13 protein-coding genes are annotated in these 15,452 nt (G+C 74.2%); 8 read left to right on the forward strand and 5 right to left on the reverse strand.

Going from position 1 to position 15,452, the window contains the following annotated elements:
- Positions 1 to 21 precede the first annotated feature (21 nt).
- Positions 22 to 2,463 (forward strand): right-handed parallel beta-helix repeat-containing protein, encoded by a 2,442-nt coding sequence (locus IE258_RS15320; RefSeq protein ID WP_189743791.1) that lies wholly within the window; start codon positions 22 to 24, stop codon positions 2,461 to 2,463.
- Positions 2,464 to 2,490: 27 nt separating this feature from the next.
- Here IE258_RS15320 and IE258_RS15325 read toward each other — a convergent pair whose 3' ends face one another.
- A complete protein-coding gene (locus IE258_RS15325) occupies positions 2,491 to 4,845 on the reverse strand; it encodes a hypothetical protein (protein WP_189743793.1) in 2,355 nt (784 codons plus the stop codon).
- Positions 4,846 to 5,099: 254 nt separating this feature from the next.
- On the opposite strand from IE258_RS15325, the gene IE258_RS15330 reads away from it, so the two are divergent.
- A complete protein-coding gene (locus IE258_RS15330) occupies positions 5,100 to 5,924 on the forward strand; it encodes a DeoR/GlpR family DNA-binding transcription regulator (RefSeq protein ID WP_127896943.1) in 825 nt (274 codons plus the stop codon).
- Between the two features lie 155 nt (positions 5,925 to 6,079).
- A complete protein-coding gene (locus IE258_RS15335; RefSeq protein ID WP_189743795.1) occupies positions 6,080 to 6,553 on the forward strand; it encodes an SRPBCC family protein in 474 nt (157 codons plus the stop codon).
- A gap of 15 nt (positions 6,554 to 6,568) precedes the next feature.
- Here the strand turns inward: IE258_RS15335 and cds1 are convergent, their stop codons facing one another.
- A complete protein-coding gene (gene cds1 / locus IE258_RS15340; protein ID WP_189743797.1) occupies positions 6,569 to 7,693 on the reverse strand; it encodes an L-cysteine desulfhydrase Cds1 in 1,125 nt (374 codons plus the stop codon).
- 279 nt (positions 7,694 to 7,972) lie between these two features.
- Between cds1 and IE258_RS15345 the strand changes: the two genes are divergently transcribed.
- Entirely contained in the window at positions 7,973 to 8,296 is a 324-nt protein-coding gene (locus IE258_RS15345; RefSeq protein WP_159324510.1) for a hypothetical protein, read from the forward strand.
- A 185-nt stretch (positions 8,297 to 8,481) separates the two neighbouring features.
- Positions 8,482 to 9,030 carry an ATP-binding protein gene (locus IE258_RS15350; protein WP_189743799.1) on the forward strand — a complete coding sequence of 183 codons (549 nt, stop codon included), beginning with the start codon at positions 8,482 to 8,484 and terminating at the stop codon, positions 9,028 to 9,030.
- 485 nt (positions 9,031 to 9,515) lie between these two features.
- Here IE258_RS15350 and IE258_RS15355 read toward each other — a convergent pair whose 3' ends face one another.
- The 3 genes from IE258_RS15355 to IE258_RS15365 are packed head-to-tail and all read right to left on the reverse strand — an operon-like array spanning position 9,516 to position 13,104.
- The gene (locus IE258_RS15355) at positions 9,516 to 12,077 is read right to left on the reverse strand and encodes an ABC transporter permease (RefSeq protein ID WP_189743801.1); all 2,562 of its coding nucleotides are present in this window, start codon (positions 12,075 to 12,077) and stop codon (positions 9,516 to 9,518) included.
- The gene (locus tag IE258_RS15360; RefSeq protein WP_189743803.1) at positions 12,074 to 12,823 is read right to left on the reverse strand and encodes an ABC transporter ATP-binding protein; all 750 of its coding nucleotides are present in this window, start codon (positions 12,821 to 12,823) and stop codon (positions 12,074 to 12,076) included. Before IE258_RS15360 ends, IE258_RS15355 begins: the two co-directional genes overlap by 4 nt.
- Positions 12,820 to 13,104 (reverse strand): SHOCT domain-containing protein, encoded by a 285-nt coding sequence (locus IE258_RS15365; RefSeq protein WP_087810810.1) that lies wholly within the window; start codon positions 13,102 to 13,104, stop codon positions 12,820 to 12,822. The genes IE258_RS15360 and IE258_RS15365 overlap by 4 nt, the downstream gene beginning before the upstream one ends.
- 191 nt (positions 13,105 to 13,295) lie before the next feature.
- On the opposite strand from IE258_RS15365, the gene IE258_RS15370 reads away from it, so the two are divergent.
- From IE258_RS15370 to IE258_RS15380, 3 genes are read left to right on the forward strand one after another with little or no spacing between them, the layout of a single operon-like run.
- Positions 13,296 to 13,868 carry a TetR/AcrR family transcriptional regulator gene (locus tag IE258_RS15370; RefSeq protein ID WP_229892122.1) on the forward strand — a complete coding sequence of 191 codons (573 nt, stop codon included), beginning with the start codon at positions 13,296 to 13,298 and terminating at the stop codon, positions 13,866 to 13,868.
- Positions 13,869 to 13,911: 43 nt separating this feature from the next.
- Positions 13,912 to 14,499, forward strand: coding sequence for a DUF4865 family protein (locus IE258_RS15375; RefSeq protein WP_189743807.1), 588 nt, complete (start codon positions 13,912 to 13,914; stop codon positions 14,497 to 14,499).
- On the forward strand, positions 14,496 to 15,404 hold the full coding sequence (locus tag IE258_RS15380; RefSeq protein WP_189743809.1) for a phosphotriesterase family protein: 909 nt from the start codon (positions 14,496 to 14,498) through the stop codon (positions 15,402 to 15,404). Before IE258_RS15375 ends, IE258_RS15380 begins: the two co-directional genes overlap by 4 nt.
- The last annotated feature ends 48 nt before the right edge of the window (positions 15,405 to 15,452 follow it).

The raw sequence follows: 15,452 nt of genomic DNA on the forward strand, positions 1-15,452 counted from the left end.
AGGTGGGGGCACAGCAACGCCATGGCACAGGGCACGGTCCAGGTGACGCACACCGGCACCTCGCGGTGGCGGCGCCGCACGGGTGAGTACGCATCGCTCGCCGCCGCCCTGGAGGCCGCGGCCGACGGCGACGTCCTCACCGTCGCCCCCGGGACCTACCGGGAGAACCTCGTCGTCCAGCGGGCGGTGACCCTGCGCGGCCCCGAGGGCGCCCAGGGTTCGGTACGGATCGCCCCCGCCGACGGTGTCCCGCTGACCGTGCGCGCCTCGGCGGTGATCCAGGACCTGCACGTCGAGGGCCAGGACGCGGCGGCGCCCGCGGTCCTGGTGGAGGACGGCACGCCGGAGCTGCTGGGGCTCAGGGTCGTCGCGCGTTCCGCCTCCGGGATAGAGGTGCGCGGCAGCGCGCGTCCCACGGTGCGGCGCTGCACGGTCGACAATCCGGCCGGTGTCGGCATCGCCGTCCTGGACGGCGGGGGCGGCGTGTTCGAGGAGTGCGAGGTCGTCGCGGCGGGCCAGGCGGGCGTCGCGGTGCGCTCCGGCGCCCACCCGCGCCTCGAGCGCTGCCGGGTGCACCACGCCGCGGGTTCCGGACTGACGGCGACGGGCGAGGGCTCGGCCCTCGAGGCCGTGGGCTGCGAGGTCTACGAGGTGCGGGGCAGCGGCGTCCAGGTGACCGGCCGGGCCACGGCCCACCTGACCGACTGCGACGTGCACCGCACCACCGGCGACGGCGTCACCCTGGACACGGACGCGGTGCTCACCCTGGCCGACTGCCGTATCCACGACATCCCGGAGAACGCGGTCGACCTCAGATCCCGCTCGGTGCTCACCCTGACCCGCACCAGCGTGCGGCAGTTCGGGCGCAACGGCCTGTCGGTGTGGGACCCGGGCACCCGGGTGGACGCCAACCAGTGCGAGATCTTCGACAGCACCGGCGACTACCCGGCGGTCTGGGTCAGCGACGGTGCCACCGCGGTGCTCGACTCCTGCCGGGTGCACGACGTGCCGGACGCGCTGTTCGTCCTGGACCGCGGCTCGCGCGCCGACGTCGTCGACAGCGACCTCTCGCAGGTGCGCAACACCGCCGTATCGGTGAGCGACGGCGCCACCGCGCAGCTCGACGACTGCCGCATCCGGGATGCCGCCACCGGCGCCTGGTTCCGCGACCACGGCAGCGGCGGCACTTTGAACAACTGCACCCTGGACGGCAACCGCACCGGTGTGATCGTCACCAAGGGCGCCGACCCCACCATCGAGCGCTGCACCGTCGACTCTCCCTCCGAGGCGGGCGTCTACGTGTCGGCCGGCGGCCGCGGCAGCTTCCTGAACTGCCGGGTCACCGGCAGCGCCGGCTACGGCTTCCACGTGATCGACGGCTGTCGTACGACGCTGAAGAAGTGCCGCACGGAGCGGTGCGCGCGCGGCGGGTACGAGTTCGCGGACGGCGGCCCCGACTCGGCGTACGACTCCGGGCCGCTGGTCGAGGACTGCACCAGCGACGAGAGCACCGGTCTGACGGCGCCCGCCGCGGCGCCCGAACCGGTGGTGCAGACGGCGGCCCAGCCCCCGGGTCTGCTGGGGTCGATCCCCGGGCAGCGCACCACGGAGCAGGAGCCGCTGATCGCGGGCACCGCCCCGGCGGAGCCTGCCCGGACCTCGAAGGCCGTCCTGGGCGAACTGGACGCCCTGGTGGGCCTGGACAGTGTGAAGCGCGAGGTGCGGGCGCTGACCGACATGATCGAGGTGGGCCGGCGCCGGCAGCGGGCGGGCCTGAAGGCCGCTTCGGTCAAGCGGCACCTGGTCTTCACCGGCTCCCCCGGCACCGGCAAGACGACGGTCGCCCGGCTGTACGGCGAGATCCTCGCCTCGCTCGGGGTGCTGGACAAGGGTCACCTGGTCGAGGTGTCCCGGGTGGACCTGGTGGGCGAGCACATCGGCTCCACGGCGATCCGGACCCAGGAGGCGTTCCAGCGGGCGCACGGCGGTGTGCTGTTCATCGACGAGGCGTACGCGCTGTCCCCCGAGGACGCGGGCCGTGACTTCGGCAAGGAGGCCATCGACACGCTGGTCAAGCTGATGGAGGACCAGCGGGAGGCCGTCGTCGTGATCGTCGCCGGGTACACGGCGGAGATGGAGCGCTTCCTGTCGGTCAACCCCGGTGTGGCGTCCCGCTTCTCACGCACCATCACCTTCGGCGACTACGGCCCGGGGGAGCTGCTGCGGATCGTGGAGCAGCAGGCCGACGAGCACGAGTACCGGCTGGCGCCGGGCACGTCGGAGGCGCTGACGAAGTACTTCACGGAGATCCCCAAGGGCCCGGCCTTCGGCAACGGGCGCACCGCCCGCCAGACCTTCGAGGCGATGGTGGAGCGGCACGCGAGCCGGGTCGCCCAGCTGCCCGACCCCAGCACGGACGACCTGACCCTGCTGTACCCGGAGGACCTGCCCGAACTGCCGTAGCGGAGCCCGGGCCGGCGACGCCTCGCCTCAGCAGTTTCCGGTCGCGTCGTCCGCCGCCGGGACGGACTCCGCCGCACCGCCCGTGTGGCGCGGCGCCGGCACCTCCGGGCGCAGCCGGGCCAGCAGCCGTTTGCGTTCCTCGGCGAAGGCGGGGTCCGCCTGGTAGTCGGAGTGGCCGAGGATCGGCGCCGGCAGTGGGTGGAGTTCGGTACGGCCGTACGTCAGCGGGTCCTTGAGGGGCGCGCGGTCCACCGCGGGACCCGCGTCGCCGGGCAGCCGCATCGGGCCGCCGATGGGGTCGGTGCGCCGGTGGAGGTTGCGCCAGCAGTCGACCTCCTCGTGCAGCGAGGCGAGCGCGTCGGGGCCGAAGTGGGCCGGGAACCAGCGGCCGTACAGCCGTTCCAGCGGGGATCCGTAGGTGAGCAGGGCGACGCGCCTGCGGGCGGACGGCTCCAGCTGCCAGGACGCGGCGGCGGCGAGGACGCTGCCCTGCGAGTGCCCGGAGATGACCAGTCGCCCACCGGTGGCGCGGGTCCAGGTCGCCATCCGCCAGGTCAGGTCGGGCACCGCGCGCTCGGCGTAGCAGGGCGGTGCGAAGGGGTGGGCGGCGCGCGGCCAGAAGGTGCCGACGTCCCACAGAATGCCGATGGTGCGCCGCGCGGAGGCGTCCTTGTAGGCGCGCCTGCCCCAGGTGACGAAGAGTATGAAGCCGAGGCCGATCAGCCAGGAGCCCAGTTCCTGTGCGGTCTGCGCGGCGCCCTGGACGACGGCGTACGTCCCGCGTGCGGCCTCGCCCGGCACCTGGTCGGTCGTCAGGGCGCCCACCAGGGCTCCGGCGCCGAGGAGCAGGGTGGCCGTGGAGGTGATGGCGACGAGGACGGGCGCCCGGTCGGTGAGGCCGGCCATGGCGCGGCTGAGCGCGATGCGCCGGGTGCGCGCGGGGTCTCCGGCCTCCCCCGGGTGGTCGCCCTCCACGGCGTCCCGTTCCGCCCGGGCCAGGCGCAGGGTGTGCCGGGCGAGCACGGCGCACATCAGCAGGACGACGACGAGCAGTGGCGGGATGACGGACGCCTGCCAGGTCAGCAGGACGGGTGGGCCGTCGAGGAAGGTGCCGGTGCCGTCCATCCAGTCGGAGACGCGCTGGGAGACGCCGCCGGACATCACGCCGCCCAGCGCGCAGGCCAGCATGGCGACGGCGGGACCGCCCAGGCCCCGGATCGCGGCGCGGGCGTCGGGGCGGCCGCGGTGGAGCCGGTGGGCGACCGCGGCCAGGGCGATGACCAGCAGCCCCTGTACCAGGGCGATGCCGCCGAAGGCCGTGTCACCGGCCAGCCGGCCCTGCGACGTCCAGGTGGGACGGGCCCAGCCGCCGTACAGCAGGGCGAGGACGAACAGCAGCAGGGCGGCGAGCGGCAGGCGGCGGACGAGGTGCTCGTCGAGTGTCCGGTCGAGGCGCCTCTCGCTGCGGCCCCGGCGGCAGACCACGGCGACCACGGCGACCGACGCCACGGCCAGCGCCCCGAGCAGGGCCCAGCCCAGCGTGTCGAGGAACGCCGGTCCGCCCGGTCGGCGGTCGAAGCGGGCCGCCGGGACACCGACCGCCACGGCGACCGTCAGCAGGCCCGCGGCGGTGTGCGCGGCACGCAGCCTGGCCACCAGGCGGCGCCCGTACCAGAACCCGGGGCGGCCCAGCGCGGCACGGGGGTCCTCCTCGGCGTCGCCCTCGCGGTCCATCGGCTGCCGGGACTCGTACGCCCGCCAGGTGCGCAGCGACAGGTACCACAGCAGCCCGGTGAGTGCGGCGGGGACCGCGGCCGCGAGGGCGAGCCTGCGGCCGGGCGTGCTCCACCAGCCGCCGTCCGACACCACCGGCGACAGGAAACCCAGCCACGAGTGCCGCTCGGCGCACGCGCGCGTGCCCGCGCACTGCCAGGCCACGAGGTCGAGGGCGACCTCGCAGGCGGCGGCGACCAGGAGCACCGTCAGGGTGAGGCCCACGAGCCGCAGCAGCAGCCCGTAGAGGCGGACCGTGCGGATCCGGCCGTGGGCGGCGGGCCGCATCCAGTGGGCGATGTTGACCACCATGAAGGGCAGGAGCAGCAGCCACAGGGCGCGGGTGCCGTTGCCGGAGGTGAGGTTGCACCAGACGTACGCCTCGGGCACCGGCCGGCCCCGGTAGTCCTCGGGCCGGGACTCGGCGTCGGCGTCCTCGGTGCGCCGGAAGACGGCCGCGACGTGGTCGCCGGTGACCCGCACGGTCCGCGGGTCGTCCAGCATCTCGGCGGGTGTCGTACCGCCCACTCCGTGTACCAGGAGTTCCAGGGCGGTGCCGCTTCTCGCGTCGGTCCCGCCCGTCCCGGCTGGTTCCTGCGCCTCTTCCACTGTCCGCACTCCCCCGTGACGCGCCGTCGGCTCAGTCCGTGCGGGCACAAGGATCTCCCGTCCGGCGACGTCCTGCACCCCTCGGCACGGAATCTCCCCGATCCGCGTGACCGGTGACGGCGGGCGGGCGGTGGCGCGGGCCGCGGCGGGGCGTGCGAGGATGGACGTCCGCGCACGGGTGCGAGGAGAAGTCCTCATCGGAGCGGGTGCGTCGGCGTGTCGGACGGTGTTGCGGCGAAAGGACCGAAGCGTACGTGAGTGAGAATCCGAACCTCCTCGCGGAGCAACGGCGCGCCCTGATCCTCGACGAGGTGCGCCGCAGGGGCGGTGTCCGGGTCAACGAGCTGACCCGCAAGCTCGGCGTGTCGGACATGACGGTCCGCCGCGACCTCGACGCGCTGTCCCGGCAGGGTGTGCTGGAGAAGGTGCACGGCGGTGCGGTCCCGGTGGCGGAGGCGAGCACCCACGAACCGGGGTTCGAGGCCAAGTCGGGTCTGGAGCCGACCGCCAAGGAGGACATCGCGCGGGCCGCGGCGGAGCTGGTCGCGCCGGGCGCCGCGATCGCCCTGTCCGGCGGTACGACCACGTACGCGCTGGCGCACCGGCTGGTGGACGTGCCGGACCTGACGGTGGTCACCAACTCGGTGCGGGTGGCCGACGTGTTCCACGTGGCGCAGCGCACCTCGGGGGCTCGGCAGGGCGGCGCGACGGTGGTGCTCACCGGTGGGGTGCGCACGCCCTCCGACTCGCTGGTGGGTCCGGTCGCCGACCAGGCGATCGCGACGCTCCACTTCGACGTGCTGTTCCTGGGTGTGCACGGGATATCGGCCGAGGCCGGTCTGTCCACGCCGAACCTCGCCGAGGCCGAGACGAACCGGCGTCTCGTGCAGTCGGCGCGGCGTGTCGTGGTGGTCGCGGACCACACCAAGTGGGGTGTCGTGGGCCTGAGTTCGTTCGCCGCGCTGGAGCAGGTGGACACGCTCGTGACCGACTCCGGCCTCGCCGCACAGGCTCGCGCCGAGGTGGCCGAGCACCTGGGGCTGGTCGTGGCGGGCGAGCCGGAGCCCGCGGCGGACTGACGCCGCCGGCGCGCCCGGGGCCTCCCTCCCGCGCGGGGCGCCGGACCGGTCCCGTACGGCGCCCGCCCCGCTGACACCCGGCGCGCCCGGGTCTATCGTGGCGCCACCCGATCGATCGTCCGCCACGCGCGGTTGCGCACAAGGGGGTTGTGTCCATGGCTCGCCGTCTGCGTCCGGTGGGACTCGGCTTCGTCGAGACGGCGCCGGTACGCCTGGTCTTCGCGCGGGAGATCTCCGCCGCTCCGGACGCCGTCTTCCGCGCCCTGGCCGAGGACGTGCCCGGCTGGACCGCGTGGTTCTCGGCGGTGACGTTCGCCCGGCCCATCGGTGACGGCGCGGGGCGGGAGATCCGGCTCAGGGGCGGCACGCGTTTCGTGGAGACGGTGCTGGCGGCCGAGCGGCCCGAGGTGTACGCCTACCGCGTCGACGTCACCAACGCGCCGGGGGCCCGGGCCATGCTCGAGGAGTGGCGGCTGACGCCGGCCGGTACCGGCACCCGGGTGCGCTGGACGTTCGCGGCGGACGGTACGGCGCCGTTCCGCTTCGTGCTCGACCGGGCGCGTCCGGGGCTGGGGCGGGCCTTTCGGGGCGCGGTCACGTCGCTGGACCGGCGGCTGCGGCGGCCGTAGCCCGCGCGCCGGTCGTCAGTCGGGCCAGGTGCCCGTGCGCAGCAGGGACTCGATCGCCGCCGTGTACGGCTCGATGTCGAGGCCCTGTTCGTCGAGCCAGGCGTCCGAGTAGTACTTGTCGAGGTACCGGTCCCCGGGGTCGCACAGCAGCGTCACGACGCTGCCCCGCTCCCCCGCGGCCACCATCTCGGCGACGATCTTCAACGCGCTCCACAGGCCGGTGCCCGTGGAGCCGCCCGCCCTGCGGCCGATGGCCCGCTCCAGGGACCGTACGGCCGCGACGCTCGCCGCGTCCGGCACCTTCATCATGCGGTCGATCGCGCCGGGTACGAAGCTCGGTTCCATCCGGGGCCGGCCGATGCCCTCGATCCGGGAGCCCCGGTCGCAGGCCACGTCGGGGTCGCCGGTGGTCCAGCCCTCGAAGAAGCAGGAGTTGTCCGGGTCGGCGACGCAGACGCGGGTGTCGTACTGCATGTAGTGGACGTAGCGGGCGAGGGTCGCCGAGGTGCCGCCGGTGCCGGCCGTGGCGACGATCCACGACGGCTCGGGGTACCGTTCCAGCCGCAGCTGGCGGAAGATCGACTCGGCGATGTTGTTGTTGCCGCGCCAGTCGGTGGCGCGTTCGGCGTAGGTGAACTGGTCCATGTAGTGGCCGCCGGTCTCCGCCGCGAGGCGGGCCGACTCCTCGTACATCCGCCGGGAGTCGTCCACGAAGTGGCACCGTCCGCCGTGGAACTCGATCAGGCGGATCTTCTCGGTGCTCGTCGTGCGGGGCATGACGGCGATGAAGGGCACGCCGATCAGCTTCGCGAAGTACGCCTCGGAGACGGCCGTCGAGCCGCTGGACGCCTCGATCACCGGGCGGTCCGGCCGGATCCAGCCGTTGCACAGGCCGTAGAGGAACAGGGAGCGGGCGAGGCGGTGTTTGAGACTGCCCGTCGGGTGGGTCGACTCGTCCTTCAGGTACAGGTCGATGCCCCAGTGCTCCGGGAGCGGGAACAGGAGAAGGTGGGTGTCGGCCGAGCGGTTGGCGTCGGCCTGGACCTTGCGGACGGCCTCCTTCAGCCAGGCGCGGTAGGCGGCGTCGCTGTGGTCGACGTCGAGGGTGGCGCCGGTGCCGGTCTGCCGGTCAGTGCTCACTTCGGGGGCTCCTTACGCTGCGCGCCGACGGCGGACAGCGCGGCCGACACCAGGATCATAAACACCTTCCACACGCTTCTCACCTGCATAAACACACCTTTGAGCGCCCCAAAGGCACCCCTGGGGGACGGGGCGGACCCGGCGGGGCGCGCGGTGGGGGGCGCATTCGCGCTTGTGCTCCGGTCACCTCCGGAAAGGACCGGCGCGTACTGGTGCTCGGGGCTCGGTGCGGGCAGACTGCCAGCGGCGGGAACCGACGCGCACGAGGGGGCGACGGCCATGGCGGAGCCGGAGTTCAGGGCCACGGGGGTGCGGATCGGCAAGCGGCTGCGTTCACTCACCCGGGCCGGGACGGTCCGGATCCGCGGTGGCCGGGTGGAGCTGCTGACCAGCTACGGAAGCGAGATAGACAGCGCACCGGTGCAGGCGGTGCGCGCCTCCCGTCCGTGGTTCGGACCGCAGGACCGGGCGCTGGCCGATCTCGACGGCAAGCGCTACCTGCTGACCCTCGGCGAGCGCGACCCGGCCCCCGGGGAACCGGGACCGCCCGCGGCCCGCCGCTTCATCGAGGCGGTGCGTCGGGCGGCCGGACGCCGCGCCTGAGAGATGTCCGTAAGTTGCGGTGCCTCACCCCTTGCGTCACGCTGGTCTCACGTCACTCTGGGTTTACCGGCGATAACGCTGCGAACCAGCCCGCCGGCCATGACAGCGGGCGGCGTGCGCCAGGTGCGCCTCGCTGGATCCGAACTCCGTGTTCTTCCGGACCTCTATGTCGGGGAGTCGCAGCCGTGATCACTCACCCAAGCAGACACTGCACGGTGGAGCTCCAAGCCCTGCCGTCGCGGATCGGCCAGGTCCGCAGAATCGTATCTGCGCAATTGCGCTACTGGCATATGGATCTCCTGATCGACCGGGCGGTGCTCGGCGTGACGGAGTTGTTGACCAATGTCCACCTCCATGCGCGGCCCGACAAGACGTGCACCGTGGAGATAGAGCTGCTCCTGGACCGGCTCACGGTCTCGGTGCGCGACCACGATCCGCGACTGCCCGTCGTGGACGACGCCGAGCCTCTCGCGACGTGCGGGCGCGGTCTCGCCATGGTGGCCGCGATGAGCGAGAGCTGGGGCGCCCGGCCGGACGGCGCGTCGGGCAAGGTCGTCTGGTTCACGCTGCCGACGGCCGTCACCGCCGCGCCGGTCACCGCGCCGCCGGTGGCGACGCGCCCGCCGCGCCGTCTGGTCGAGGAGGTGCCGGCCGCCGCGTTCGCCGAGGTGGAGCGCGCGGTCGACCTCGGCAGCCCCCAACCCGCTCCCGCCCGGTCGGCCGTTGTCGGCTGACCGGGCGGTGACCGTCCGCTGCCGCGGGCCGTGCGGCACGGGTCCGGCCGACATCCGGAACGCGGGTGCGCGCCTCGGGGCCGGCAACCGCCTTGGTCCGTCGGGGATGTGACGGGGGTTCGGAGGCCCGAAGGGGTGCGCGGCGCCACCCGGCGCCGGCCGGGGGCTTCCGGTCGGCGCGGGGGCACCACGAGGCCGACCGAGCGGCCCGGCGGCGGGCTCGCCGACGTACCGGGAGCGCGGCGACCGCCCGGCGGCGAGTCATCCGGTCCACGCGCACGCGCTGCGGGAACGACGCGCACCGGCGCCTCAGCGGCGATCCCCCGCGACCGGCGATCGGTGGCGCCCGCCTCCCGCTGCGGTCCGGACGCCCTCCGTCGCGTCGGCGCTCCCGCGCGGGTACGGACGGCCGGCGGCCGGTGCGCCCGCCCGTCGTGCGCCGACGGACGGGTGCACCGGTCGGGGAGCACCCGGACCGCCGCGGGCTACTCCGTGGCCACGGCGCGCAGTACGTCCAGGCGAGACGCGCGTCGGGCCGGGCGCAGGCCCGCCAGGGCGCCGGCCGCGAGACCGACCAGGGCCACCACCGCGAGCTGCACGGGCGGCACGGCGAAGGCGAAGGCGCTGTCCGAGGCGCCGTCGGAGGCCGCCACCAGGACCCAGCCGAGGAAGGCACCGAGACCGAGCCCGCCGACCGTGCCGAAGGCGGCGACCAGGACGGACTCCCAGCGGACCATGGCCCGCAACTGGGCCCGGGTCTGCCCCACGGCCCGCAGCAGGCCGAGTTCGCGGGTGCGCTCGTGGACGGCCAGGGTGAGGGTGTTGGCGATGCCGAGCAGCGCGATGAGCACCGCGAGGGCGAGCAGCGCGTAGACGAGGGTGAGCATCATGTCGATGCCGCCCGCGGAGGACTGCGCGTACTCGTCGCGGGTCTGCACCTCGGGGTTGCCGTACCGGTCGGCGACCTTCTCCACCGCCGCCCTGCCCGCGTCAGTGTCGACGCCGTCCTTGAAGGCGACGGCGACCAGGGTGTCGGAGTCCTGGGTGCGGTGCGGAGCCCAGGCGGCTCGGGTGATGACGTAGTCGCCGGCGAGTTCGGACTGCCCGTAGACCGCGCGGACGGTGAAGGTCCCGCTGCGGCCGTCGGTGAAGGTGAGGCGCGTGGTGTCGCCGGTGGTCAGCCCCCGCTTCTCCGCCTCGCTCCCGGTGACCGCGATGCCGTCGGTGCCGAGGTGGTCCAGTGAGCCGTGGACGGTGCCCAGGTCGAAGGTGCGGCTCAGGGCGACCGGGTCGGTGACGGTCAACGCACGTCCCTCGCCGTCCACTTCCGCCACTCCCCGGCCGAGTCCGACGGCGGTGTCCACCTCGGGCAGTTCCTGCACTGCTCCGGCCAGCCGCGGGCTGAGGCCGCTGCCGCCCGCGCCGAAGGACGGCGCGCTGACGGCGACGTCGCCCGCGAAGGACCGGGAGACGGTCTGGTCCATGGTCGCCTTGAGCGAGGCGCCGAAGACCGTGAACAGCGACACGACCGCCACGCCTATCATCAGCGCCCCGGCGGTGGCCGCCGTGCGCTTGGGGCTGCGCAGGGCGTTGCGCCGGGCGAGGACGCCGGTGACTCCGCGGAGCCGGTCCAGCGGGGCCCCGAGGACGCGTACGGCGGTGGCGGAGGCGACCGGGCCGAGTACGACGAAGGAGGCCAGGGCCAGCACCGCGCCCGCTCCGGCCAGCCACACCGACGGGGAGAGCAGGACCCCGACGAGCGTCACCGCGAGGGCGAGCACGAGCATCCCCGTGCCGGTCACCGCCCGTGCGCGGGAGGCGCCTGAGGTGTCGACGGCCGTCTCGCGCAGCGCGGCCAGCGGCGCGGTGCGGCCCGCGCGGGCGGCGGGCAGCAGGGCAGAGCCGAGGCAGACCACGACGCCCACGGCGAGCGGGAGCAGCAGCGACAGCGCGCTGATCACCAGGGCGCCCTCGGGGAACGGGAAGCCGATCGCCGGGAACAGTGCCTGGAGTCCGGCCGCGATGCCGATGCCGCCCGCGAGCCCGGCGGCGGACGCGGTCACGGCCACGACGGCCGCCTCGACGAGGGTGGCGGCGGTGACCTGGCGGCGGGAGGCGCCGAGCGCGCGCAGCAGGGCGTTCTCGCGGGTGCGCTGGGCGACCACGATGGCGAAGGTGTTGTGGATCGAGAAGGTCGCGACCAGCAGGGCGATGCCGGAGAAGACGAGCAGGAAGGTCGTGAACAGGCTCAGGAACTGACTGGAGATCATGTCGGTGTTCTCCGCGGCCGACTCCTGGCCGGTGATGGCCTCGACGCCCTCGGGCAGTACGGGGACCAGCCGGTCGACGAGTTCCCGCTGGCCGACGCCCGGTCCGGCCCGCACCTGGATGCTCGCCGCCTCGCCCGGCCGTGCGGTGAGGTACTTCTCGGCGTCGGCCCGGGTCATGCCGGTGAAGGTCACCTGGGCCATGCCGTCCTCACCCCCGAAGGTGGCGAGGCCGACCACGGTGACCTCGACGGGGTCGGGTGTGCGCAGGGTGGTGGTGTCGCCGATCGCCAGGCCGCCCTTCTCGGCGGCGCCGCGGTTGACGACGACCTCGCCGGACTGCTGCGGGGCGCGGCCCTCGGCGAGGCGGTACGGGTTCAGCTCCGGGTCGGTGATCCAGTTGCCGGCCAGGGTGGGGGGTCCCTGGCCGCCGATCGGGTCGCCGTTCGCGCCGACGAGTTGACCCGCGCCCTGGATGCTGGGGGCGGCGGCCGCGACGCCGGGCACCCGCTCGATCGTCCGCACCAGGTCGGTGCCGACCGGCTGCCGTACGCCCTGGCTCTCGCCCGGTGTGGTGATGGCGTCGGCGCTGCGCACCACGGCGTCGGTACCGCCGGCGGCGTTGCCGAACATGGTGTCGAAGCCGGCGCGGAGCGTGTCGCCCATGACCAGGGTGCCGGTCAGGAAGGCGACGCCGAGGACCACGGCGAGGAACGTCCCGGCGAAGCGGCGCTTGTGAGCCCTGAGCGAGGAGGCGCTCAGGCGGACGGAGGCGTTCATGAGGGCACCTCGAAGGCTTTCATCCGGTCCAGGACCTTGTCGGCGGTCGGCGCGTCCATGCGGTCGACGAGGCGTCCGTCGGCGAGGAAGACGACCTCGTCCGCGTGGGCGGCGGCGACGGGGTCGTGGGTGACCATGACGACCGTGCGGCCGGTCTGCCGGACGGTGCGGCCGAGGAGGCCGAGCACCTCGCCGCCGGAGCGGGAGTCGAGGTTGCCGGTGGGCTCGTCGGTGAAGACCACGTCCGGCTGCCCGGCGAAGGCGCGGGCGACGGCGACCCGCTGCTGCTGGCCGCCGGAGAGTTCGGCGGGCCGGTGGTGGAGACGGTCACGCAGTCCCACCACGTCGATCAGCGCGTCGACCCACTCGGTGTCGCCCCGGCGTCCGGCCAGGTCGAGGGGGAGGGTGATGTTCTCGGCGACGGTCAGCGTCGGCACCAGGTTGAATGCCTGGAAGACGAAGCCGACGCGGTCGCGGCGCAGCAGGGTGAGCCGGCGGTCGTCGAGGGTGCTCAGGTCGGTGTCGCCGATGCGGGCGGTGCCCGAGGTGAGCGTGTCGAGTCCGGCGGCGCAGTGCATCAGGGTGGACTTGCCGGAGCCGGAGGGCCCCATGATGGCGGTGAAGCGGCCGGCCGGGAAGTCGACGCTCACGCCGTCGAGGGCGCGTACGGCGGTGTCGCCACCGCCGTACACCTTCACGGCGTCCACGACCCGGGCGGCGGCCCGGGTGACGGTCGTCGTGGTCATGCCGCACCGCCCTTGCCCGTCCGGCCGAACTGCTCGTCCAGCACGGACAGCCGGCGCCAGTACTCGTCCTCGTCGATCTCGCCGGAGGCGAAGCGGTGGCCGAGCACGGTGATGGGCGAGTTGTCCGCGACGGTCGTCGGCCGTCCGGGTCCGCGGCGGCCGCGCCACACCGTGCGGCGCAGCAGGGTGATGCCGCCGCCGATGACCAGCGCCCAGATCACCGGGAAGAGCAGGATCCACGGGCCGGGCCCGCCGTCGCCGAACTGTGCCAGGGTCTCCATGTCGTCCAACTCCTCGGTCGCGATGTCCCTTGTGTCGCTTCCGAGCCTCGCTCCGGGAGGGGGTCCCGGTCGTCGTACGGCCAGCGGCAGTGGGCGTACGACGACGGGAGTACTGCGGCGGCCCCGGGCTGCTCCCCCTGCTCCGCTTCGGTCGCTCGACTTCTGTAACTACTAGTATGTACAGTGGATGCATGAGCACCCCGGAACGACTGATCGAGTCCACCCGCGAGCTGTTGTGGGAGCGCGGGTACGTGGGCACCAGCCCCAAGGCCATCCTCGAGCGGGCGCAGGCGGGGCAGGGCAGCATGTACCACCACTTCAAGGGCAAGCCCGACCTCGCGCTCGCCGCGATCCGGCGCACCGCGCAGGAGATGCGGGCCGCCGCGGGGGCCGTGCTGGCCGGTCCGGGGACGCCGTACGAGCGCATCGAGGCGTATCTGCGGCGCGAGCGCGACGTGCTGCGGGGCTGCCCGGTCGGGCGTCTGACGATGGACCCGGACGTGATCGCCGACGACGCGCTGCGCGCCCCGGTGGACGAGACCCTCGACTGGCTGCGCGAGCAGATCGCCCAGTTGGTGGAGGAGGGCCGGGAGCAGGGCGAGTTCGCTTCCTCGCTGGACGGCGAGGAGATCGCGGCGGCGGTCGTCGCGACCGTCCAGGGCGGCTATGTGCTGGCCCGCGCGTCCGGCTCGCCCGCCGCCTTCGACGCGGGCGTCCGGGGACTGCTCTCGCTGCTCGCCCAGCCGAAGTCCCGTGCCAGGTAGCGGGGTTCGCACCCACCCGAGAAGACCGGAGGAGCCACGACCCGTGCATGCCATGCAGTACGCCTTCACCCTGCCCGCCGACTACCCGATGGAGGTCATCAGGGAACGTGTGGCCCGCACCGGGCACCTGCTGGACGACTGGCCCGGACTCGGACTCAAGGCGTATCTGATCCGCGAGCGCGAGAAGGACGGCTCACCCGTCAACCAGTACGCGCCGTTCTACCTGTGGCACACCGTGGAGGGCATGAACTCCTTCCTGTGGGGCGGCGCCTTCCAGCGGCCCACCGACGACTTCGGCCGGCCCGCGGTCCGGCAGTGGACGGGCCTGGCGTACGAGGAGGGCGGCGCCGTCGGCTCCCCCGCGCGGGTGGCGGTCCTGCGGCGGCAGCGGGTGCCGGAGGAGGTGCCGTTGTCGGAGGCGGCGGCCGACGCCGTACGGGAGACCGGGCACCTGGCTGCCGGGGACGGGGCGCTGCTCGCGGCGGCGGTCGTGGACACCCGGCGCTGGGAGCTGGTGCACTTCTCGCTGCACGCGGGTGACGCGCCGGACGGGCTGGAGGGCGAGGTCTTCCAGGTGCTGCACCTGTCCGCGCCCGGACGGGGCCTGCTGCCCGGGGGACGGCAGTGGTGAGCGCCGTCCGCACCGTCCTGGGGGACGTGCCGGGCGGGGAGTTGGGGGTGTGCGACGCCCACGACCACCTGTTCTTCGCCAGTCCCCGGCAGCCCGGCGAGGAACTGCGCGACGCGTCGGCGGCGCGGGCGGAGCTGGCAGCGTTCCGGGAGCGGGGCGGCGGCGCGGTGGTGCAGTGGACGCCGTACGGGCTGGGCCGACGGGCCGCCGATCTGCCCGCCCTGTCCCGGGACACCGGCGTCCACGTGGTGGCCGCCACGGGACTGCACCAGGACGTCCACTACGACGAGGGCACGCTCGCCGCGCTGCGGGGCCGGGCGGCCGAGGTCTTCGTCGCCGAACTGACCCGGGGCATCGGGACGTCGGGCGTCCGCGCGGGGCTGATCAAGGTGGCGGGCGGCTTCCACGCGCTCGACGCGCACGCGCGGTGGACGATGACGGCGGCGGCCGAGGCGCACCACGCGACGGGGGCGCCGATCGCCGTGCATCTGGAGCTGGGCACCGGCGCGCTGGACGTACTGGAGCTGCTGTGCGGCGAGTTGGCCGTGCCGTCGCACCGGGTGATCCTCGGCCATCTCAACCGTTCCCCGGACCCCGTGACGCACCGGCAGGCCGCCGGGTCGGGGTGCTGGCTGGCCTTCGACGGGCCGTCGCGGGGGAACCACGCCACCGACTGGCGGATGCCGGAGGCTGTGCGGGACCTGGCCGAGGCGGGGTTCGGCGACCGGCTGCTGCTCGGCGGCGACACGACAACGGCCTCCGCCCGGTCGGTCGACGGCGGCCCGGGGATGCCCTACCTGCTGCGCCGCGTGGCTCCCCGGCTGGCGCTCGCCGTGGGCGAGGAGCTGGTGCGGCGCGTCCTCACCGAGAACCCGGCCCGGGCGTTCGCCGTCGACTGGCGCTGACGACCCGTTCCGCGGCCCGTTCCGGGCCCGTCCGACAGGAGCTCCCTC

The organism is Streptomyces tendae, from assembly GCF_014650435.1.
Lineage (GTDB): Bacteria > Actinomycetota > Actinomycetes > Streptomycetales > Streptomycetaceae > Streptomyces > Streptomyces tendae.

Coding starts and splice junctions, on each gene's coding strand:
- IE258_RS15370 (WP_229892122.1), top strand. CDS start 13,296: ATGAGCACCCCGGAACGACTGATCGAGTCCACCCGCGAGCTGTTGTGG.
- IE258_RS15345 (WP_159324510.1), top strand. CDS start 7,973: ATGGCGGAGCCGGAGTTCAGGGCCACGGGGGTGCGGATCGGCAAGCGG.
- IE258_RS15335 (WP_189743795.1), top strand. CDS start 6,080: ATGGCTCGCCGTCTGCGTCCGGTGGGACTCGGCTTCGTCGAGACGGCG.
- IE258_RS15355 (WP_189743801.1), bottom strand. CDS start 12,077: ATGAACGCCTCCGTCCGCCTGAGCGCCTCCTCGCTCAGGGCTCACAAG.
- IE258_RS15320 (WP_189743791.1), top strand. CDS start 22: ATGGCACAGGGCACGGTCCAGGTGACGCACACCGGCACCTCGCGGTGG.
- IE258_RS15365 (WP_087810810.1), bottom strand. CDS start 13,104: ATGGAGACCCTGGCACAGTTCGGCGACGGCGGGCCCGGCCCGTGGATC.
- IE258_RS15360 (WP_189743803.1), bottom strand. CDS start 12,823: ATGACCACGACGACCGTCACCCGGGCCGCCGCCCGGGTCGTGGACGCC.